22 protein-coding genes and 1 pseudogene are annotated in these 21,084 nt (G+C 59.1%); 21 read left to right on the top strand and 2 right to left on the bottom strand.

Annotation, left to right across the window (positions count from 1 at the left end; translation table 11 throughout):
- Positions 1 to 40 precede the first annotated feature (40 nt).
- Positions 41 to 394, bottom strand: a complete 354-nt coding sequence (locus C4K27_RS13740; protein ID WP_007931870.1) for a hypothetical protein — start codon at positions 392 to 394, stop codon at positions 41 to 43.
- Positions 395 to 872: 478 nt separating this feature from the next.
- Between C4K27_RS13740 and ltnD the strand changes: the two genes are divergently transcribed.
- From ltnD to C4K27_RS13770, 6 genes are all read left to right on the top strand, one after another.
- Positions 873 to 1,778 (top strand): L-threonate dehydrogenase, encoded by a 906-nt coding sequence (ltnD, locus tag C4K27_RS13745; protein WP_053260861.1) that lies wholly within the window; start codon positions 873 to 875, stop codon positions 1,776 to 1,778.
- 10 nt (positions 1,779 to 1,788) lie between these two features.
- The gene (gene otnK / locus C4K27_RS13750) at positions 1,789 to 3,081 is read left to right on the top strand and encodes a 3-oxo-tetronate kinase (protein WP_053260862.1); all 1,293 of its coding nucleotides are present in this window, start codon (positions 1,789 to 1,791) and stop codon (positions 3,079 to 3,081) included.
- Positions 3,078 to 3,728 (top strand): 3-oxo-tetronate 4-phosphate decarboxylase, encoded by a 651-nt coding sequence (gene otnC, locus C4K27_RS13755; protein ID WP_053260863.1) that lies wholly within the window; start codon positions 3,078 to 3,080, stop codon positions 3,726 to 3,728. Before otnK ends, otnC begins: the two co-directional genes overlap by 4 nt.
- A gap of 193 nt (positions 3,729 to 3,921) precedes the next feature.
- Positions 3,922 to 5,382, top strand: coding sequence for a GntT/GntP/DsdX family permease (locus tag C4K27_RS13760; RefSeq protein WP_053260864.1), 1,461 nt, complete (start codon positions 3,922 to 3,924; stop codon positions 5,380 to 5,382).
- A gap of 19 nt (positions 5,383 to 5,401) precedes the next feature.
- Complete coding sequence (gene otnI / locus C4K27_RS13765) at positions 5,402 to 6,184, top strand: 2-oxo-tetronate isomerase (protein ID WP_053260865.1); 783 nt, start codon at positions 5,402 to 5,404, stop codon at positions 6,182 to 6,184.
- 165 nt (positions 6,185 to 6,349) lie between these two features.
- The gene (locus C4K27_RS13770) at positions 6,350 to 6,763 is read left to right on the top strand and encodes a hypothetical protein (RefSeq protein ID WP_053260866.1); all 414 of its coding nucleotides are present in this window, start codon (positions 6,350 to 6,352) and stop codon (positions 6,761 to 6,763) included.
- A 21-nt stretch (positions 6,764 to 6,784) separates the two neighbouring features.
- Here the strand turns inward: C4K27_RS13770 and C4K27_RS13775 are convergent, their stop codons facing one another.
- On the bottom strand, positions 6,785 to 7,618 hold the full coding sequence (locus C4K27_RS13775) for a DeoR/GlpR family DNA-binding transcription regulator (protein ID WP_007931857.1): 834 nt from the start codon (positions 7,616 to 7,618) through the stop codon (positions 6,785 to 6,787).
- A gap of 224 nt (positions 7,619 to 7,842) precedes the next feature.
- On the opposite strand from C4K27_RS13775, the gene C4K27_RS13780 reads away from it, so the two are divergent.
- From C4K27_RS13780 to C4K27_RS13850, 15 genes and pseudogenes are all read left to right on the top strand, one after another.
- Entirely contained in the window at positions 7,843 to 8,157 is a 315-nt protein-coding gene (locus tag C4K27_RS13780) for a hypothetical protein (protein WP_053260867.1), read from the top strand.
- 126 nt (positions 8,158 to 8,283) lie between these two features.
- Positions 8,284 to 8,880 (top strand): Xre family toxin-antitoxin system antitoxin, encoded by a 597-nt coding sequence (gene parS / locus C4K27_RS13785; RefSeq protein WP_053260978.1) that lies wholly within the window; start codon positions 8,284 to 8,286, stop codon positions 8,878 to 8,880.
- The gene (locus C4K27_RS13790; protein ID WP_053260868.1) at positions 8,880 to 9,383 is read left to right on the top strand and encodes an RES family NAD+ phosphorylase; all 504 of its coding nucleotides are present in this window, start codon (positions 8,880 to 8,882) and stop codon (positions 9,381 to 9,383) included. The genes parS and C4K27_RS13790 overlap by 1 nt, the downstream gene beginning before the upstream one ends.
- Before the next feature lie 140 nt (positions 9,384 to 9,523).
- Positions 9,524 to 10,612: a colicin E3/pyocin S6 family cytotoxin gene (locus tag C4K27_RS13795; RefSeq protein WP_053260869.1), complete on the top strand. Its 1,089-nt coding sequence runs from the start codon at positions 9,524 to 9,526 to the stop codon at positions 10,610 to 10,612.
- A 16-nt stretch (positions 10,613 to 10,628) separates the two neighbouring features.
- Entirely contained in the window at positions 10,629 to 10,871 is a 243-nt protein-coding gene (locus C4K27_RS13800; RefSeq protein WP_007931843.1) for a pyocin S6 family toxin immunity protein, read from the top strand.
- Between the two features lie 17 nt (positions 10,872 to 10,888).
- The gene (locus C4K27_RS13805; protein ID WP_053260979.1) at positions 10,889 to 11,128 is read left to right on the top strand and encodes a pyocin S6 family toxin immunity protein; all 240 of its coding nucleotides are present in this window, start codon (positions 10,889 to 10,891) and stop codon (positions 11,126 to 11,128) included.
- A gap of 32 nt (positions 11,129 to 11,160) precedes the next feature.
- Positions 11,161 to 11,601 (top strand): annotated as a pseudogene (locus C4K27_RS13810) (pyocin S6 family toxin immunity protein); the annotation flags it as partial.
- 15 nt (positions 11,602 to 11,616) lie between these two features.
- A complete protein-coding gene (locus C4K27_RS13815; RefSeq protein ID WP_053260870.1) occupies positions 11,617 to 12,705 on the top strand; it encodes a DUF3396 domain-containing protein in 1,089 nt (362 codons plus the stop codon).
- A gap of 174 nt (positions 12,706 to 12,879) precedes the next feature.
- On the top strand, positions 12,880 to 13,707 hold the full coding sequence (locus C4K27_RS13820; RefSeq protein ID WP_053260871.1) for a formyl transferase: 828 nt from the start codon (positions 12,880 to 12,882) through the stop codon (positions 13,705 to 13,707).
- Between the two features lie 576 nt (positions 13,708 to 14,283).
- Entirely contained in the window at positions 14,284 to 14,568 is a 285-nt protein-coding gene (locus C4K27_RS13825; RefSeq protein WP_053260872.1) for a DUF3077 domain-containing protein, read from the top strand.
- A gap of 192 nt (positions 14,569 to 14,760) precedes the next feature.
- Positions 14,761 to 15,381, top strand: coding sequence for a dihydrofolate reductase family protein (locus tag C4K27_RS13830; RefSeq protein ID WP_053260980.1), 621 nt, complete (start codon positions 14,761 to 14,763; stop codon positions 15,379 to 15,381).
- 604 nt (positions 15,382 to 15,985) lie between these two features.
- Positions 15,986 to 16,261 carry a hypothetical protein gene (locus tag C4K27_RS13835; protein WP_125738019.1) on the top strand — a complete coding sequence of 92 codons (276 nt, stop codon included), beginning with the start codon at positions 15,986 to 15,988 and terminating at the stop codon, positions 16,259 to 16,261.
- 9 nt (positions 16,262 to 16,270) lie between these two features.
- Complete coding sequence (locus tag C4K27_RS13840; RefSeq protein ID WP_053260873.1) at positions 16,271 to 16,825, top strand: YfbU family protein; 555 nt, start codon at positions 16,271 to 16,273, stop codon at positions 16,823 to 16,825.
- A 386-nt stretch (positions 16,826 to 17,211) separates the two neighbouring features.
- Positions 17,212 to 18,387, top strand: a complete 1,176-nt coding sequence (locus C4K27_RS13845) for a hypothetical protein (RefSeq protein WP_125738022.1) — start codon at positions 17,212 to 17,214, stop codon at positions 18,385 to 18,387.
- Between the two features lie 118 nt (positions 18,388 to 18,505).
- Positions 18,506 to 20,845: a YecA family protein gene (locus tag C4K27_RS13850; RefSeq protein WP_053260875.1), complete on the top strand. Its 2,340-nt coding sequence runs from the start codon at positions 18,506 to 18,508 to the stop codon at positions 20,843 to 20,845.
- The last annotated feature ends 239 nt before the right edge of the window (positions 20,846 to 21,084 follow it).

The following is a 21,084-nucleotide window of genomic DNA, read 5'->3' on the forward strand; positions in this document are numbered from 1 at the left end:
GCCCATGCCCGAAGTTGTGGGCATGGGCAGGCGACGGACCCTAGGCTGTCAGTCGTTTTTCGATATCCCGGTAGGTTTCGCTGTCTGTGGCCGCCAGCAGTTTGCGCCCATCCTTGAAGGTGCCGATGAAGGTCACCTCGGTTTCCTTGCCGGCTATCAGGTAGCCCGCAAGCGCACCCACCGGACCCAGCAGCATGGCCCCGGCGATGCCGTAGCCAATGGCGTCCCTGTTGGTGATGCTGTCCTGTGTCGCGATTTCCAGGTGTTTGAATGCGGAGGCTTTGACCTCGACACCCGGCGAGGGGTTGGTCACGGTCGGCAGCTTGAAGACGCCCTGTCGGTACTCGCCATTCCCTTGTAGAAAATCACCAGCCAATACATTGATCTTTGCCATGTTGAATATCCTTGTTCAAGCATTGCGGATTGACCATACAGCGCCGTCCCACGCCCACCGTCAATGGGCGGGCGATGAAGGGCGGTACCACTGATCGGTGATGTTGCGCCTAACAGCATCGGTCTCGAGTGTAGACGCCTGGTTGACGCAGATCAGTGCGCTGGTCGCAATGGGCTACCGCTCGTCCGTTTGATTCTGCGCGGGCTGCAAGGCTGCCACGAGCTGTCTGGTGTTCATGGTTGGCAATGTTAATAAATGTTAGATTGAAAAAATACTTCACATAATCTGTTCATTGGTAGATGATCGGCCACAACCTGATAACAACAAATCACAGGACGGCCCTCGATGTCCGACAAGGTCTCGATTCACCCGCCAGGCGACCCTGTCGCCCCCGCCGCCCGTGCTCCCATTCATCCTGCGGCCCGCCGCCCGCGCCTTGCCGGCGTGGACCAGACTGCTGTCACCCCTGGAGTACCCCATGAATAACAAGAATGTCGGTGTTGTCGGCCTGGGCGCGATGGGCCTGGGCATTGCCCGCTCGCTGCTGCGTGCAGGTTTTAATGTGCATGCCTGTGACGTGCGTGAAGCGGTCACCCAACAGTTCGCCAGCGAAGGCGGGGTGGCCTGCGCATCGCCGGCGCGGATGGCCGAGGCCTGTGATGTGATCATCACCGTAGTGGTCAACGCCGAGCAGACCGAAACCGTGCTGTTCGGTGGAGAGGGCGCCGTGTCGGCCTTGGGTGCCGGCAGCCTGGTGATCGGTTGCGCCACCGTGGCGCCGACCTACGCCGTGGAGCTGGGCGAGCGCCTGGCCGAGCAGGGCCTGCTGTACCTCGATGCGCCGATCTCCGGCGGCGCGGCCAAGGCCGCCGCCGGCGAGATGACCATGATGACCTCCGGCCCGGCTGCCGCCTACGCCAAGGCCGAAGCGATACTCGCCGGCATGGCGGGCAAGGTCTATCGCCTGGGCGACGCCCACGGCCTGGGTTCCAAGGTCAAGATCATCAACCAGCTGCTGGCCGGGGTGCACATCGCCGCGTCCGCCGAAGCCATGGCCCTGGGCCTGCGTGAAGGGGTGGACGCCGACGCCCTGTACGAAGTGATTACCCACAGCGCCGGCAACTCCTGGATGTTCGAGAACCGCGTGCCGCACATCCTCAAGGCCGACTACACACCGCTGTCGGCGGTGGACATCTTCGTCAAGGACTTGGGCCTGGTGCTGGATACCGCCCGCGCCAGCAAATTCCCGCTGCCGCTGTCGGCCACCGCGCACCAGATGTTCATGCAGGCCTCCAGCGCCGGTTTCGGCCGCGAGGACGACTCGGCGGTGATCAAGATTTTCCCGGGCATCGACCTGCCGACCGCCAAGCACGAGCCTGTCTGAGGAAGCTTTCATGACCCATTCCACCGCACGCCCGTTGCTGGGCTGCATCGCCGACGACTTCACCGGCGCCACTGACCTTGCCAACATGCTGGTGCGCGGCGGCATGCGCACGGTGCAAAGCATCGGCATCCCCAGCCGCGAAGTGGCGGCCGGGCTGGATGCCGACGCCATCGTCATCGCCCTCAAGTCGCGCACCACACCGGTCAAGGACGCAGTCGAGGAATCCCTCGCGGCCCTGGACTGGCTGCGCGAACAGGGCTGCGAGCAGATTTTCTTCAAGTACTGCTCGACCTTCGATTCCACCGCCGCCGGCAATATCGGCCAGGTCAGCGAGGCCCTGCTCAAGACCCTGAACAGTGATTTCACCCTGGCGTGCCCGGCGTTCCCGGAAAACGGCCGGACCATTTTCCGCGGCCACCTGTTCGTCCAGGACCAGTTGCTCAGCGAGTCGGGCATGCAGCATCACCCGCTGACGCCGATGACCGACGCCAACCTGGTGCGCGTGCTGCAGGCCCAGACCCAACTGAAAGTCGGCCTGCTGCGCTACGACAGCATCGCCGGGGGCGTCGAGGCGGTGCGGGCGAAGATCGTCGAACTGCGCGCGCAGGGCGTCGGCATGGTCATCGCCGACGCGCTGTCCGACCAGGACCTCTACACCCTGGGCAGCGCCTGCGCCGACCTGCCGCTGCTCACCGGCGGTTCCGGCCTGGCCCTGGGCCTGCCGGGCAACTTCCGCCGCGCCGGCAAACTGCGCGACTTCGACGCGGCGTCGCTGCCGACCGTTGCAGGCGGCGAAGTGGTGCTGGCCGGCAGCGCCTCGGTGGCCACCATCGGCCAGGTCGCTGCCTGGCTGGAGGCCGACCGTCCGGCCCTGCGCATCGACCCCATGGCCCTGGCCGCCGGCGAACCGGTGGTGGAGAACGCCCTGGCCTTTGCCCGCGACAGTGACGAAACCGTACTGATCTACGCCACCAGCACCCCGGCCGAGGTCAAGGCGGTGCAACAGCAGCTCGGCGTCGAACGCGCCGGCGCGCTGGTGGAGAACGCCCTGGGCGAGATCGCCGCGGGCCTGCGCCAGAACGGCGTGCGCCGTTTTGTGATTGCCGGTGGCGAAACCTCTGGCGCGGTGGTCAAGGCGCTGGGGGTCAACTTGTTGCAGATCGGCGCGCAGATCGACCCGGGCGTGCCGGCCACCCTCAGCAACGCCGCCGAGCCGCTGGCGCTGGCCTTGAAGTCCGGCAACTTCGGCAGCCGTGACTTCTTCGCCAAGGCCCTCAGGCAACTGGCCGGAGGTGGCCGATGAGCGCCGCGGCGAACAAGGAACAGGCCCTGCGCGAAGAGATCTGCGACGTCGGCCGCAGCCTCTACCAGCGCGGCTACACCGTGGGCAGCGCCGGCAACATCAGTGCGCGCCTCGACGATGGCTGGCTGATCACCCCGACCGATGTCTGCCTCGGCCGCCTCGACCCGGCGGCCATCGCCAAGGTCAACCTGGCGGGGGAGTGGGTGTCCGGCGACAAGCCGTCCAAGACCCTGGCCCTGCATCGCCAGGTCTATGACCGCAACCCGGGCGTCGGCGGCGTGGTGCACACCCATTCCACCCACCTGGTGGCGCTGACCCTGGCCGGGGTATGGAGGCCGGACGACATCCTGCCGCCGCTGACGCCGTACCAGGTGATGAAGGTCGGGCACATTCCGCTGATCGGCTACCAGCGCCCGGGTTCGCCCAGGGTCGCCGAGCAGGTGGCGCAACTGGCCAACAGCGTGCGCGGGGTGATGCTCGAACGCCTGGGGCCGGTGGTCTGGGAAAGCTCGGTGGCCAAGGCCAGCTACGCCCTGGAAGAGCTGGAAGAAACCGCGCGACTCTGGCTGATGAGCAATCCCAAGCCGGCGCCGCTGGATCAGGCAGCCCTGGATGAGCTGCGCGAGACCTTCGGCGTGCATTGGTAGGTAGCGCGCTGCTGCAACTCGAAACTGTAAACCGACATTGCAAGCACCGCCCGGGAGTCGTCGTCAGGCTCTCGACGGCCCCGGCTTGCCTTTAAAAAACAATAACAACAGGACATCCCCGCATGACGTTCCCTGACTGCAGCTGTTTTGGCTTCACCGGCGCTTCTTTCTCTTATGAGGGAGGGGCCGCGCAATGAGCCCGCTTATCCTGATGTTGACGGCCGGCGCGGGCATTGCGCTGCTGCTGTTCCTGGTGCTCAAGTACAAGTTCCAGCCCTTTGTCGCGCTGATGCTGGTGAGCATCCTGGTGGCGCTGGTGGCCGGGGTGAAACCGGCCGACCTGGTGGCGACCATCGAAGGCGGCATGGGCAAGACCCTCGGCCATATCGCGATCATCATCGCCCTCGGTGCGATGATCGGGCGGATCATCGAGCTGTCCGGCGGCGCCGAGGCCCTGGCCAAGACCCTGATCGAGCGTTTCGGCAACCGCCGCACGCCGCTGGCGCTGACCATCGCCGGGTTCATCATCGGCGTACCGGTGTTCTTCGAAGTCGGGGTGATCATCCTTATGCCGCTGGCCTATGGCGTCGCTCGCCGGGCGCGCAAGCCGCTGCTGGTGTTCGCCTTGCCGATGTGCGCGGCGTTGCTCACCGTGCATGCGTTCCTGCCGCCCCATCCGGGCGCTGTGGCCGCGGCCAGCCAGCTGGGCGCCGACCTGGGCCGGGTGCTGATGTTCGGCCTGCCGATCACCGCCTTCCTGTGCTACGTCGGCTACCGCGTGGCCGGGCGTATGACCCGGCGCTTCTACCCGATGACCGACGACATTCGCGCCGAAGTCTATGGCCCCCACGTGACCAACGAGGACCTGCTGGCCTGGACCAACGGCAATGCCAAGGACCCGCAACAGGCCGCGGTGGCCGTGTCCCACATGGGCCTGGAAGAGTCCACCAGCGCCATAGTCGCCAAGCTGCCGCCAGCACCCGCGCCCGGTTTCGCCCTGATCGTCAGCCTGATCCTGCTGCCGATCGTGCTGATCCTGCTGGGCACCCTGGCCACTTCGCTGCTGCCGGCCGAATCGACCTTGCGCGGTGTCATGACCGTACTCGGCGCGCCGCTGGTGGCGCTGCTGATCGATACCTTGCTGTGCGCCTGGCTGCTGGGTTCGCGCCGTGGCTGGAGCCGCAACCAGGTGTCGGACGTGATCGGCTCGGCTTTGCCGGGCGTGGCCATGGTGATCCTGATCGCCGGGGCCGGCGGGGTGTTCGGCAAGGTGCTGGTGGACACCGGGATCGGCGCGGTGGTCTCCGACCTGCTGCGCACCACCGGCCTGCCGGTGCTGGCCCTGGGCTTTTTGCTGACCATGCTGCTGCGCGCGGTGCAGGGTTCGACCACCGTGGCCCTGGTGACTACCGCCGGGATCATCAGCCCGCTGATCGCCACCCTTGACCTGACCCCCAACCACATGGCGCTGCTGTGCCTGGCCATGGGCGGTGGCGGGCTGGCGATGTCGCATATCAACGACGCCGGCTACTGGATCTTCACCAAGCTCGCCGGGCTCAACGTGGCAGACGGCCTGCGCACCTGGACCGTCATCACTACCTTGCTCGGTACCCTGGGTTTCTGTATTACCTTGCTGATCTGGCCTTTTGTCTGAGCCGTTTTTAGGAGCCAACATGCCTCGTTTTGCTGCCAACCTAAGCATGCTCTACCCGCAACACGGGTTTCTCGAGCGTTTCGCCGCCGCGGCGGCCGACGGTTTCGAAGCGGTGGAATACCTGTTCCCCTACGACTACAGCCCCCAGGAGCTCAAGCAGCGCCTGAGCGACAACGGCCTGGTCCAGGCGCTGTTCAACGCGCCGCCCGGCGACTGGGCGGCGGGCGAGCGGGGCACCGTGACCCTGCCGGGGCGCGAGGCGGAATTCCGCGCCGGCTTCGAGCGCGCCCTGGAATACGCCGCTGTGCTGGGCAACTCGCGCATCCACGTGATGGCCGGCCTGCTGCCCTCGGAAGAGCTGCGCGAACGCCATCATGCGGTGTACCTGGAGAACCTGGCCTACGCCACCGCCCAGGCGGCCAAGGCCGGGGTCACGGTGCTGCTGGAGCCGATCAACACCCGCGACATGCCGGGCTTCTTCCTCAACCGCCAGGACCAGGCCCAGGCGATCTGCAAGGAAGTCGGCGCGAGCAACCTCAAGGTGCAGTTCGACTGCTACCACTGCCAGATCGTCGAGGGCGACCTGGCGACCAAGCTGCGCCGCGACTTCGCCGGCATCGGCCATATCCAGATCGCCGGCGTGCCGGACCGCCACGAGCCGGACCTGGGCGAGTTGAACTACCCCTACCTGTTCGGGCTGATGGATCAGCTGGGCTACGACGGCTGGGTTGGTTGTGAGTATCGGCCGCGCGGCGATACCTCGGCCGGCCTGCAATGGCTGCGGGACTGGAAAGCCTTCTGAGGGGCGGGCAGGGCGGCGCCACGGGGTAGCGCGCGCCGCCCGAAAACCGCGATTCTGCGGGAATCTGAACATTTCTGGAGGTGTCGGCCTTCGCTCCCCAGCTGCGGGTACATTGGCTCCCTGTCGCCAGGGCCATCACTGGTGCCATCAATGGGAGCGGGGAGCATGGAAAAGTCGATATTCGTCGATCAGTCGGGCCTGGACGACGCGCCTTGTCGCCCGCGCGATCTGCATTGGGAACAGATCCCCACCGTGACCCTGGAGCGCATCGAACGCGAATACCGCCGTGCCCGGCGCACCACCATTCTTGGTCAGTGGATCAATATCGCCAGCGTGCTGCTGGTGGTGCTGAGCGCCGCCTGCGGTCTCTGGCTGTGGAACCACTTCCGCGCCCAGGGGCTGGACCAGGGCTTTGGCCTGCGCCAGTTGTTCGTGCTGTTGTTCTTTTTCGCCAGCCTGTGCACGGTGGTGGAGTGGCTGCGGCGCATTCGCCGCACTACCCGGGTGGCCCTCGACGGGCTGGGCGAAGACCTGCGGGATATCGCCTGCGTGCTGTGGTTCAGAAAGCAGCACCGGTGAGCGGCACCCGCGCAGCGGCTGTCAGTCTTTCGCGGCAACCGCTTGCGAGTCGGACGGCAGCAGCAATTCCACCCCTTGCTTGCGAATCCCGTCCGCCGCGGCCTGGGCCAGGTCGTCGTCGCTGATGATCACGTCGAACTGCTCCAGCCCGGCGATGCGGTACATGCTGAAGGTGCCGTACTTCGAACTGCTGGCCACCAGCACCACCTGGGACGCCGACTGCATCGCCACTTGCTTGACCTCGACCTTCAACGCCGACGGCGTGGTGATGCCGCGACGCAGATCCCAGGAGCTGGTGGACATAAACGCGATATCGGTCACCACCTGGCGCAGGGTTGCCACCGCCAGCCCGCCGACGCAGGAATGGTTGTCGTGGTCGAGCTGGCCGCCGGTGTGGATCACCGTGACCTGCGGCGCCTCCATCAGCGCCTGGACGATACCGAAGTCATTGGTCACCACGGTCATGCCCGACAGCGCCTTGATGTACGGCACGATCTCCAGGGTGCTGGTGCCGGCGTCAAGGTACACCGTCATGTCCGCGTGCAGCAGGCGCGCCGCCAGCCGCGCCATGGCCTGCTTCTGCGGCAGCTCGACCACCGCCTTGCTCTGGTGGCTCGGCTCGCTGTGCAACTGGCTGGCGATACGCACCCCACCGGTCACCGAATAGGCCCGGCCTTCCTGCTCCAGCAGGGCAATGTCGCGACGCACGGTCATGTGCGAGCAGTCGAACATCTCCATCAACTGATGCACGCTCAACACCTGGTGCTTGCGCAACTGGCGCAGAATCAGCTCGCGACGCTGCTCGGGAATCATCGGGGCGCCGCTATCGCTGGCGATGTCCTTGGGGTTGGGCATTGAGGCTCCGCAGTGGCTGGGCAGAAGGCAGGTAACTGGCGGACATAGTAGCGAATCCGCGAGGTGGGAACGAGAAGCACGCAACCGATCGTCCCCCCGTACCACCGCGCGGCTCTGCTTCTGTAGGAGCGCAGCTTGCGCGCGAAGAACGATGACGCGATATTCCTGCATTGCGCGTGACGGCTATCGAGCATCGACCGGCGAGCAGTTACCAAGGAGCGGTCATGGACCCCAAGCGTTATGAACACCTGACGATCAGCGTCGAGCCCCATGAAATGCGCATGAGCCATTGGGTGTACGGGCCCAGGGTGGTGGATGCTCGCGATGGCCGGGTCGTGCTGGACTTGAGTGGCGGGCCGTGGGACCTGGTGTCCTGCTCGCCATCGACGGCGGCGGTGGAGCTGCTGTTGCGCAAGTATCCCGGAGAGCGTGAGGCGCTCCGCCTGAGCATTCGCCTGGCCGACAACAGCCTGTGGCTGGAGGGCACTGCGGTTGCCACCGAGGATATCGAGGGGGCGTTGGAGAGGGCGCATGGCTGAGCCGCGCCGTGGCTCATGCCGGCGAAGCGTCACCGGGGCCTGACGACCGTTGGTAAGCTGGTGGTTCTTTATTTTGCCAAATGGCATTAAAGTGAATGCCATCTGTCATCAGGCCGGGAGATGATCATGACCGCCGCCGCCAAGAAAACAGCCACCGTGAAACCTTCGGCCGAGGCTGAGAAGGCCAAGGGCAGTGCGCCCAAGGCCATCGCCAAGGTCGAACCGCGCAAGCCCTCCGCCAGCCGCATCCGTAGCCCCAAGGCCAACCTGCTGCGCGAAGAGGCGGCGGTCTATGCGCTGCCTTCGCCCATGGTGCGCGGGCTGCTGCCGGGCACTGACGCCGATGACCCGATGGCGGTGTTCAGGGCCACCCAGCTGGGGTTCTCCCTGGGCGCGGTGATCGAGCTGGTGGAGTCGGTCGAGGCCTTCAAGCGCTACAACGTGCTGGCGAAGATCGTCGGGTTTTCCGAGCGCACCCTGGCGCGGCGGCTGAAGAACCAGGACCAGGCCCTGACCCCCGAACAGAGCGCCCGCGCCTTGCACTACGCGCAAGTGCTGGAAAAGGCCGAGGCGGTGCTGGGCTCCCGGGCGCTGGCCGAAGAGTGGATGACCCAGCCGGCGCTGGGCCTGGATGGCGAAGTCCCCATCGACCTGCTGGCCAACCCGGTGGGCTATGAACTGGTGACGGACTTTCTGCACCGGCTCGAGTTCGGGGTCTACTGATGCTCACCGACCCCTTGGCCCCGGCCCTGCATTTCTGGCGCCTCGACCAGGCCCGGCATGCCTCGACCTGGAACAGCGGCATTGGCGCCGAAGGCAGCGGCGGGCGCTGGAACCCCAAGGGGGTGCAAGTGGTGTACGCCAGCCTGGACGCCTCGACCGCGATCCTGGAAGTGGCGGTGCACAAGGGCTTCAAGGCCCTCGACTGCCTGCCCCACACCCTGACCGCGGCCCGGGTGCTGGACCCGTCGCGGGTCCACACCGTCCGCCCCGAAGACATCCCCAACCCCAACTGGCTGATCCCCGGCACCCCCAGCCACAGCCAACAAGCCTTCGGCGCCAGCCTGCTGGAACAGCATCCCTTCGTGCTGATCCCCTCCAGCGTGTCGCGCCATAGCTGGAACCTGCTGATCAACCCCTTGCTGGCCACGGGGTTGTATGAGCTGGTGTTGCAGGAGCGCTTTGCGCTGGATGGGCGGTTGAGTCCGCCGGAGCATGTCGTGTAGCGCAGCAGCACCGAGCAATTTCAGAATCTTCCTACACCCCGGCTCTAGCCACTTAGCGTAACGTTCCGTTGCCAACTGCAACCAAACTTGCCCCCATCTTGATGGGGGCTTTTTTATGGACGATGTGGAAGTGGACACGGATGAGCGGCTATGTACCCAACGCCCCGAAGGGCTATCGCAATAGAGGCGTGGAGCCTGTCGATATTGGTGAACAGCGCTGGGCCGAATACAAAGACCTGCCAGCTAAACCAGAGGCAAAACCTGGTCCTGTTGGCTGTGTCTTCGCCAAGTCCTGCACCTTGCCCAATGGGGTGATAAACCACAGCAACCCCGGTGGTTTTGTGCCCGTCGAGTCGTTGAAACAGTACGGCACCTTTGCGGTATTGGGCACCGGCTCGCCGATAGCCGCAGGCGCTGCTCCACTGCAATGGATTGGTGGTTCAGCGAGTGCTTCAGCCCTCGCAGCCCGACTGGGAGGCGCCCTGGCCTTGGCGGGTTCCACGGCTGTGGGTTTCGCGGCATTACTGCTGCCTGACGATACGTCAGCTGACAGCGCCTTCTATACCTCCGAGCAATACGCGCAGTTAAGCCAAGGGAACACCCGTGTACGGGTCAACGTAAAACACCTGCCGGATGGCTCTGTGAGCGTGTACGGGTTCTATACCGGGACCAAGACGGAGTGGCAGCAGGTGCCTGTCATCGAAGCGAAGAGCCGTGGCGATCAGCTCGTAGCAGACATTGGAAATGGGATAGAGGTCATATGGACCCCGGCAGCCGATCCAAAGGCTGTGCTAGGAATCCCCGCCTTGGAAGGCGCCTCGTTGAAGCCCGGGACCTGGGTTTTTCCTCCCACTGAGCAGGCCGATAAGATACTGGTCAACCCAGTGCATCCCCCCGACTACCAAGACGCGATCATCTGGTTTCCCAACACGGGTATTCAGCCGATTTATATTTCGCTGAGTGTTCCGGGGGACCATAGCTATCATCCCGCCCCTAAAGGACTGACGGCCTTTCCTGATGCCAAATGGGCCAAATCGAAAGCCTCAATTCAAGGGGGCGGAGGGAAGCGGCACCGTTGGGTGGATAGCTCAGGAAAAATTTACGAATGGGACAGTCAGCATGGGACTGTTGAGATGTACGACAAACGGGGTAAGCATCTAGGCGAGTATGACCCCGAGACAGGGGAACAGACCAAACCGGCTAAGCCGGGTAGGACAACCCCAAAGTAATCGTTAGGAGTAGTTCATGTATTTATGTATTGCAGGCTTTTTCCCCGATGGTCACGAAAATGAATTTGTGCAATTTGAACTGGACGTAGCACCGGAATTCAATCAGACCGTGCTTGATCTGGTCGGCTGGGGCTCCCTCGAAGAGGGCGTGAGACATGGCGTTATGGAGTTAACCGCAGCACAAGTCAGGCAGATTGAGAATGTGCTTGGAAAACCCATACCGAGTGATCTGGATATCTGTATTAGCGTTTTTGCCTAGAAACTGGGATGCGGTCTATGCACCTGTACCTCACCGGCTTTTTACCCGATGGCTTTGATGACACGTCATTAAAATATGAGCTGGACGTCGCTCCAGAATTTGAACAGAAGGTCATGGACATCTTGGGCTGGGAAAGCCTCGCTGCAGAGGCTGATGGTGAGTTGCCACTGACCAAGGAGCAGGTCAGTCAGATAACCGTAGCCATCAAGGAGTCCTTACCCGATCACCTCGATTTGTTTATTGGTGTCGTCGCGTAGCGCCATTGTTGGGGCGATAGAAGTACGAGCTCAATGTACCTCACGAGTTTGAACGAAAAGTTCTGGATACTCTTGGATGGACAGACTTGGAAAACGGCCCCGAGGGCGATTGGCTGCTTAACACGATGCAGGTACAGCAGATTGCAAAAATTGTTGGCGAAGCTCGCCGGCCCGATGTGGTGATCGTTAAAGACCCGAAAAAACCGCCGACTCAGGACAATATCAAGCAGGTGGTGGAGATGAAGTTTTCGCCTGATCCACCGGATAGAAAACAGGCAAGAGCCTACGAGAAGATTGCTGGCGATGAACGCAAGCTCGTCGAAATGAAATCTACCGATTGCGACTGTAGCCAGGAAAACCAGCAGTCCAAGGTTCCCGTGGAGCAACTGGGATGGGCTGCGGCTATCGCTGGTGGAGTGATGTTTATCCTGACGCGCGGTCGCTCCCCTCGACCCATGATCCCAGCCTATTAATTCGGAGGAAGTCTTATGGAACAGGAGTTCAATTTGGCTGAGGAGCTGGCCAAACAGCCTCATCTGCTGGAAGTGCCCGGCAACCTGCTAATGAAGGGTGGCCCCGAGGACTATATCGGCGCCGTGCTCTGCCTACGGGGCACGCTCTACTTCAAGGAGGTCCATACCCCTCTGGTGCGCGAGGCGCTGTGCCAGTGCTTCGACGACTTCAAGCGACTGGCCGAGCCTTATCTCACCTGGCTTTGGCGTGAGGAACCGCCAGAGGGCAAGCCTCTGACTGCGTACCGTGATGCAAAGCCATTACGCGACATGCTGGCCAATATGGATGAGGATTACCCGCTGAGCTTTTACTACACCAGCGGCAAGCAATCTAACGATGCGAGTGCTTGGTACTTCGATATTTTTGGCCAAGCCGCTTGGGAAGCAAAGATAGGGGATGACCTTAGCGTTCTGGAATTCTCCGTACCACTTCTCTACCAGGAACAGCAGCCGCTGAGATTCTTGCAACTGTTCCTAGACTTTGCACGGCGACTGAACCCAGAGCAGGGCTATGCTGGCCATGCCTACAACCTCTCAATAACCAACCGGGACGATAATCAGCCGACTGAGGCTTTTATGGCTGCGCGCATGCCTGGCCTGGATGTCGGCACTGCGGGATTGTTGGCTAATCGTCCGAAGTTCAAACCCACCAGGATCAAGACCGTCAGTTGGCTAACCGTACTCGATCAGGAACGCCTGGACCTCGTTGGGGGGCTGGACGCTTTGCGCGCCCAACTGCCCTCCAGCCATTTCGCTTTCTACGACTACGGTGCCGGCGTGGTGATCCAGGCCGGAGCCTACCCCTACCTCGGCGGTGATGCCGAAGACCCGCGACCCGCCCCCTACGTACTGCTGAACCATGTGCTCAAGGGCATCCGCTACGAGACCGTGGGCTCGCTGCACGGTGGCTCCCACGACGGCGAACTGCGCCTGTTCGGCTGGTCGGCCGATCAGTGGCTCAAACGCCTGGATGTGGATGAGAGTGAGATACCTGGCTGGCGTGCCAAGCTGCTCACTGACGAACCCAGCCTGGACGCTGCGAATACCTTGATAGAGCGCCTCTAGTGCAGGACGTAGCGACGACAAAAGAGCAACTATGCTAGGTCTGATGCGGGAATTGATTGAGCCGATCGGGCTTTGCGTCCTTACGTCGTGGAAAAGCAATGGGAATGGGCTCGATCCGCTTGGGTTGAATTGACCGTCGCTGCCTCTCAAGGTCAGTCTGTTGGAGGTCTGAAGTTGCGTATCGCTTTTCTGGTGAACCGAGACGTGGAGAGCAATCTCACGCTCAACTTCCTGTTGCCCGAGATCCACGAGAGCACAGTGGGGATCTTCCTTTCGGAGAGAGTGGGAGCGGGCAGGCAGGTACCGCGCATGCTCGGGCAACTCGCATTGATCGAGCAGGACCTCTTCAATGCCTTGGCTCCGGGGTTGAGCGGATCGAGCGACCAGGTCGGCAGCGGGCATCGATTCGGTTTTGCAGAGCTGCAGCAACGCTTTGGGGTACCTGTGCGGGTCTTGCCCAGCTTGCGGGAACCGCAGGGCCTGCAAATGCTGCGGGATGCGGGAGCGGATCTGTTTGTCTCAATCCGCTTTGGTCAAATCCTCTCCAATGACGCGTTGGTCATTCCGTCACGCGGCGTCCTCAACCTTCACTCTGGCCTCTTGCCTCACTATCGAGGCGTTCTCGCGACGTTCCGGGCGCTGCTCAATGGTGACCCGGAGATCGGCTGTACGCTCCATTGGATAGACAGTCCCGGCATTGATGTGGGGCGCATCATTGAGACGGCGCGGGTGACGGTCGAAAAGGAGCGCTCCTTGCTGTGGCACATCCTTGCACTTTATCAACCAGGCGCGGGCCTCATCCTGGACGCAATCAGACGCCTGGAGCGCGGCGAGCCCATGACGGGGGCGCCTCAGGATCCATCCGCAGGGGCCTACTACTCCTTTCCCAGCGAAGATGACCTGATGCGCTTCACGACACTGGGGTGGCGGCTCTTCGATCGCGAGGACGTCTGGGATCTGTTCGAGTCGTACGGCTTTCCGTTGCGCACGCGCACGCTTTGAGTGTTGAACGAACGAAGGAAGAGGTTCACCGGGCTGGAGAGGCATTGATCTGGCTTTTTTCTAGCGTTGAATCTGACAGTCTCGCGCGGGCGGCTGCATGACTGTGTTTCCAGTTGCGACCATGGCCGGATAGGCCGCCTCCTCGATACCCCGCGCAGAGCGCAGCCCGCCCTGAGTGACCGCACTCCAGATATTTCCAAGACGATGGGTTAGACATAAACTGCCACGCCTTTGTCGTTGCCCTGTATAGAAGCCCGAGACTAGCCTTTGATCGTCGCTGCCAACTCAGCGATCGGGTTTGGTCGCCCGACTTTGATACAGGCGCAACAGCGCCCCCTTGACGAATGCAGGCGCTTTTTTTGCGCTCGCATTTCCGTGCAATGGCGGCTGTGCGTGGAAGGGCTTCGGCCCTGCCGGGTTCCTGTATCTCCGGTCGACCAATCCGCGCACGGCTGCCACCCATTCGTTTGGTCGCGAACGTGGCAGCTCTCACTTTGATATGGGAGTTTCAATCATGTGCGCTATCAAAACCGCCGCAAATCGTGGTCGCTTCAACGGGGTAAAAAGAGGTGCACTATGAGCACCTCCACCCCGGTCAAAACCCTCGGCTTCGTCACCTTCGGCCCTTGCGGCGACGGCGACCAAACCCTGTTTCGCGTCAACGCTGACGTGCCTCTGCACCAAGCCCTGGAACACGCTTCGACCCTGCTGTACTACGCCAAGAAACTCGCCCTGGATGCGGCGATGGAAGAGCAGGGCGAACGTTACGCCTGGGCCGCGCACTTTCTGGCGGAGATGGGCAAGGCGGTGATCGATGATGTGGGGTTGGGTTTGAGGGAAGGGGAGGAGCTGAAGGTTTAGTGGAGGGATGTTGCAGAGCGCCGTTTCTGGGTGGCAGGGAAGCGGCGTTTTTTAGGGTGGTTACCCCGCATCGCACTGTCGATTTCCCAGAGTCTGGTTCGACTATCTTTCAGGGAATGCAGCCGATGGGTCGCAATGATCGTCGGCGCTCCCTGCCTGAGCACTTTTACGCAGACGAACCAGGAGAAGACCATGCGCAAGCTAATCGTTGCCGCTTTCATGAGCCTGGATGGCGTTATCCAGGCGCCCGGCGGGCCCGAAGAAGATACCAGCGGCGAATTCCGCTTCGGTGGCTGGGTCGTACCCTACGCCGATGAAGCCTTCGGCCGGGCCATGCAGGAGCTGTTCTCGCAGCCGTTCGACTTGCTGCTGGGGCGACGTACCTACGACATATTTGCCGGGTATTGGCCGCACATACAGGCCGGCTCAAGCAACAGCGCCATCGCCGACCTGTTCAACCGCGTGCCCAAGCACGTGGCCACCCATAGTCCCGATACGCTTGATTGGCACAACAGTCATGCGCTGCAAGGAAACCTTGCCGAGGCCATACAGGCCCTCAAACAGCAGGACGGCGCCAACCTGTTGACCCAGGGTAGCGGCGATCTGGTGCGCCAACTGCTTGCAGCCGGGTTGGTGGATGAGTTGCGGCTGATGATCTTTCCTATCGTATTGGGACGGGGCAAGCGGTTGTTTGATGAACACGCACAGGCATTGGCTTTCACTTTGGTGAGCTCGACCAGCACGCCTGGCGGGGTGTTGATTGCCCACTACGTTCGTAGTAGTGAGGTGCGTACGGGAACGTTTGAGGAATAGGAAAGACCGTGACGACGTTGATTTGAGCAGATGTGTACTTGAGTAAATAGTCGTATCTTTGCTCCCCCGCGGACTCATTCCGTCTCTCGTATTGAATGAAACCAATATGGGCTCTTAGGTCAGGTTGCAACACGTAATGACCTGAACTGACAGTCACCTCCGGAGCTTTAGGGTGTGAGTAGAGACTCTTGGGTGCTGGCGCGGGTTTGTTGTGAATGACCGCTAACGGCTGTGGATTCAAGCGGGCTAAATTGTCTGCGGATGCCGTAAGACGCTCGGGGCATGAACTGCTCAGATACCATTTGAATTTTTGCGGTTGGATGTATAAAAGTGGATGGCGCTGCTTGCAGCGGTTTTAGAGAGGTTCACTGCAGGAGGCATTGTGGATACATTCGTATGGTGGCTAGGGTTAGTATCTGCGATAGCTTCAATAGGTAGTGCCATCTGGGCAGGAGTCGAAGCGCGGGCTTCAGCTAGGTCGGCCTCCAAAGCGGAGCTCATGCGGGATCGAATGGTTAACCATCGATACGTGGCCGAATCCCACCAACTCCTCCAGTCCACACGAGCGATGCTTCAGACGGTTTCTGCGATAGGCCCATCGTGCATGCAACGTAATCTTCGTGGTCTTGATATCAGAAATATATCTGCACAACTTGTTACTTATTGCACGACGTTAAATGAAAGTAGCTATCTCTTTGACGGCGGCACCGCCAATCCTGCTATGACGCTGTCAGAAGAGCTTTTGCAAAAGGCAGGAGTCATTGCAGCCGCCCAATCGTTTGAAGACGTGACGCTCGCGGGGCGACAGGCTTTTGCAGCAGTAAATTTGTTTCTGCCTAAGATAAAACAAATATCGGATGATCGACGGGAAAATGTGTGAGGGAGTTCAATGAAACTGACTAATGGTGAACGGCTGATAACGCTGATGCTGTGCGAGTTGTACGACAAGCTGGACGTTGTCGGCGAGGTTGACCCAGACTTTTTACGCACCGCTATCTATACTGAGAACGAGTGGAGCCTAGCGTGGAAATATCCAGGTATTCCTTTTGAGTCGGGGGAGGAGCCGCCTGAACTGCGAGAAGTACTTGATATCTTGGAGATGTGGAGCTTTATCGAAGCTTCATACACAGAGCTAAGCGAGGAAGACAAAAGCTCTTTACTAGCTGAAACACAGCCTTTTACAGCAGCACCAAGATTTCCAGGCTTTGATGGGAACAATGAAGCTGAATACATCAGCATCAGTTCGATACTGATCGACCAGCTTGATCGGTTCCAAGACTTCAGTGGCAGAGACCTCAACGCTCATATGCCAACATTGGACATGTATCGCAGAATGCTTGCCAAATTCAGAGAGGCGAGAGAAGGCAACTGGGATCCTCTAGGCGTCGATGAGCTTGAGAGTATTTTGGCTGAAAGAGTACACCCAGAAAACAGAGCTGATTAGGGCATAGTACTGATCGGCGAATTGTAGTCTCCACCGATGCCAAGTTGTTCGGTTTATTCAGATAAAAATTCTCAGATGATAGAAAACCCCGCCTAAGCGGGCTGGTGGTTAGATTTGGTGCGGTCTCGTACACCTAATCATCCTGTCGAGCGCCGATGCACAACACCAAAATGGCCTCGAAAGGTCCACTTGAGTAGAAAGTTACCGGCTAGTAATGACCATTTTCTCTCCATGGTCGGAGTTGAGGAGTCAAATAGGTCTTAGTCTGATTTTTACCGGTTACAACGTCCAAGCAAGATTGCTGATATTTGATTTTAGTCGCAAAATTAATCGCAGACCAGATATTTATAAGTTTGGTTTTGCCCGCTCTTAGAGGGAAGTCCAAAGTGAAGAATCCGACTTTTGATACAGATGATGATTTCGTGTTTAACGCTTGCGTGGGCAACAATGGATGGGTAGATCACTCAACGTACTCTGATGGCTTTGACGAAGCTGTTACCGATCTGTGTCAGGCAGTATTCAACGGAGGGACTATAGACACTCTGATCTATCCGATAGTTTTTTGCGCTCGCCATAGAATTGAACTTTTCATCAAGTCCCAGTTGAGACGCATTGGTCATATTCGGAGTGGAATATCTGTTCCAGACGAGAAAATTATCAAAACACATAACCTCCAAGTTTTGTGGAATCTGTTTGAGGATATGACTAAGCAGTGCGATAAGCGATATGCTGAGTTGGTTGATAAATGCACACCCACCGTAATGGATTTTTTTGCAACGGACCCAGTCGGAGAAACCTTCCGATATCCATACTCTCAAGATGGCATTAAGCACCTCAAGGATCAGTCCATTATCGGACTACGTCGCTTTACCAAATCATACACGACCCTTACTGAGTTAATGGAAAAAATAGAGGAGCTTTCAGATTTTCTCTACGGAGAATATGCAACAGCTACGTACACAAAATCTTTATCTAGAAGTGATCTTGAATATATCGCCAAACTCCTTCCGGCTCGCGAAGCATGGGCTGATCCCGCAGGTACATTTGATGCTGTGAAACAGAATGTTCTTTCTAATTACGGTATCGGTTCGCGTGAGTACAGCGAAGCACTCAATGTAATCCAGAAGCACAGAGAATTTTCGGGCTACCTAGGAATGGATAACTCTATTCCGAACTGTAATCCAGAAAAACTTCGCGAAATATTTAGGCTGCGCACGAATATCAATCGGTTCTCGAATGGCATGAAAGATATTTTTAATTCGGGGTATTTACAGTCTAGAGCGAAATACATGGAGTATTTGGAGGGCAATTTTAGTGCTGAAGAGCTTGCGAGTTTGCTTGCCTTGTACGAGTTGGGCTCTTCCCGTGGCTACTATTCTGAACGTTACGATGCGCTTTACTCCGATAACTTGATGGAGGTGCAACATAATAAGCGCGAGCAGATGGATTACATCATAAGTAGAGGCCTGATTGAAGATAGGTCTAATTTTGCGCTGCGTAAAATGAATCAAATTAGCATTCTTGCGGAGTTGGCTATTACGGAGCCTCCAGCCAACACGTAGAGCATCGAGGTCGGCGATACCGTGAACAATCAGTAGCCGCACATATTCGACTGCTTGCGTCAAGCAAGTGAGGCTCGCTTCGGCAAATTCGAATTCATCAAATCAGGCTTGAATAGTTATGGACGAAGAAGAACGGAAAAAGGTCGCTGGCTTTCTGTTGAGGAGCATGGAGGCCACCGCCGCCCGTATGCGCGAGCTAATTGTTTTAATGCCGCCGCATGATCTGCTCGGATACATTTACGCCCAGTACATGATGAAAGCGATGTCAGACCAAAGCATTGCTGAGGGGAAGAGGCAGCACGAAGCGGATGCTCCGTCTGATCTGATTAACCAAAATCAATTCCTGTTGGAGTATGTGCACGCGGTTCTAGCATCAGATGTGGCCCCTGCGGACGTGACATTTGACGAAGTCCAGTGCGCCGAACTGTTTGAGCTTTCCAGCGAACTGCGAGAGCAGGCAATGCTTTTCGCCGTGGTCTCATCAGCCGGCACTAAAGATGGTGTCTTCGGCCCAGACACAGCTGACATTGAATTCCGCGCGAAATCCACCTGGGTCATGTTACGCGGGAACCGCTACCAAGTCCTGGAAGGCGAGTTTTACCGCTATGTTCTGGCACCTCACGATGATGTTTTGAAGGAAGTATACGGCGTCAGCTCTGCCGATATTGCTGAAGGTCTCCAGGCCATGGCTAACGCCACGCGTTCTGGGCATGCCGGCGCTGTCTCGGTGATGATGAACCAATTCGAAGCGGCACAGGCATTCGCTAAGGCACAGGGAAAGGCCCTAGAACAAGTTATGGAGGCATGGCTTGAGGCGAATTCCGAACAAACGGAATCTGCTAGGCAAGCGATGGAGGACATGTTTCGGGGCGGCATTGCCAATGTGAGTCGACACACAAAGCTGCCGTCGATACTACTGGGGGATCTAGCGTACCAACGTGGAGAAGAAACTGAGTTCTTTGCAGCGGGTGATTTCGCGGGGACACCCTACCGGACACTACCCGCCCGGAAGAAACCATTAATCCAGCTTGAATCGGACTACTACGCCGTCGATCCATGCTTCACCCGCGATGCGGGGTATCGTGCACTTCTCTACAACCTCCTTCAGAGAAAGTCGGACTACAAGAAGACCTTCGAAAATCGGCAGAAGACGATGAGCGAAGTTGCCTTCGCCGACATCCTGACCGCCCAGCTTCCCGGTGCTGCAGTATTCCAAGAGGTCTACTACAAAGATCCTGCCAGCAAGAAGTGGTCCGAAAACGACACCCTAATTCTGGTCGATGACGTACTGTTCCTGGTTGAAGCCAAGGCTGGCGCGGCCGCGACCATCGCATCTCCAGCGCATGATTTCGGCCGCCATGCCCAGTCCGTGCAGGACTTGGTACTCAAGGCCTACAAGCAATGTGAGCGTTTTTTCAATTATCTTAATTCTGCGGATGAGGTGCAGCTCTATCACCTAGTGGACGGCAAATACGAAGAGTGCGGCCGTGTCCGCCGCTCCAACTACCGTGTGATGGTGCCGATTGGGCTGACGGTCGAGTCGTTCTCTCCCTTCTCGGCGTACTGCAAGGAACTGCCGCAGATTGAGCCGCTACTTGGGAAGCATGCCTTCGTTTCGCTGTCTATCGACGACCTGTTCGTGCTCAAGCGATTCTTGCCCACACCAGGCGAGTTCGTCCACTACATGGAGGTACGGCAATCTGTGGCGGGGAAACGCCGAGCTCATATCTTCGATGAGTTCGACCATCTGGGGGCGTACCTGAAGAAGAACCGTTTTGATCAGGATATTGCCGACCAGCTAAAGGGGGGCAAGGTGGACATCCTCATCTGGGACGGCATGAGCGACATCGTCGACAAGAGTTTCGAGGGTGAAGACTGGGAAAGCAGGCCTTTACCGAAGCAGGACTTCCCAGAGGAGGTGCTGAAGTTGCTTGGAGCGCTCGACGCGACCCGAACAAGCGGATGGCTTTCAGCAGAGAGCCATATCCGTGATTTGGGAGGGGAAGGACGGAGTAATCTGGCTAATATGTTGTCCGACCTTCGCCAAACCCTGAACCAACATCCCGCGCGCTACTTTATTCTGTCCGGGGATGGCGACCCGTTCTTCGTTTGGCTTCAACAACACGGCCATCAAATTGACTGGATTGGGGTGAATGACAAGGCCAGCGCAGCGGCGTTGGCTGTCAAGGCGGCTAATGTCATCGGTGTTGTAGTAGAGGTTAGTGCCGCTGGGACCTACCACCGTGCGCAGTCTTTCGTGATCCACATACCGACAGTGCGAACGGAAGAAAATGACCATATCTACGAAGATGCCGCGCGAATGGCTCGGCCCTCGCGGGCGGTGAATCTCAATCAGCCGAAAAATGTCATCCCTCCCTTGAATATCAAAAAGCCTGGGCGGAATGATCTGTGTCCGTGCGGCAGTGGCGCAAAGTTCAAAAAGTGTCACGGCCGTTAAGTTGATCGAGACCTGTTACGTTATTGGGCGGCCTTTATGTCAGCTTCGACGGTCAAGTTTGGGGTGTTCCTGTTAATAGCAGCCATTCAGAACTCTTACTTCGACCGTTAGCTGAGATGGCCAGTTGTTCCACTTTCAAGCTGGCGTTGAGGTGGGTGTCTATCCGCGCAAAAGCACACTGACAGCCAAAGACATAACGACTAAAAGCACGGATACCCAGGCCCCACCCCACCCAAATA

It is taken from the genome of Pseudomonas chlororaphis subsp. chlororaphis (assembly GCF_003945765.1).
Taxonomy (GTDB): Bacteria; Pseudomonadota; Gammaproteobacteria; order Pseudomonadales; family Pseudomonadaceae; genus Aquipseudomonas; species Aquipseudomonas chlororaphis.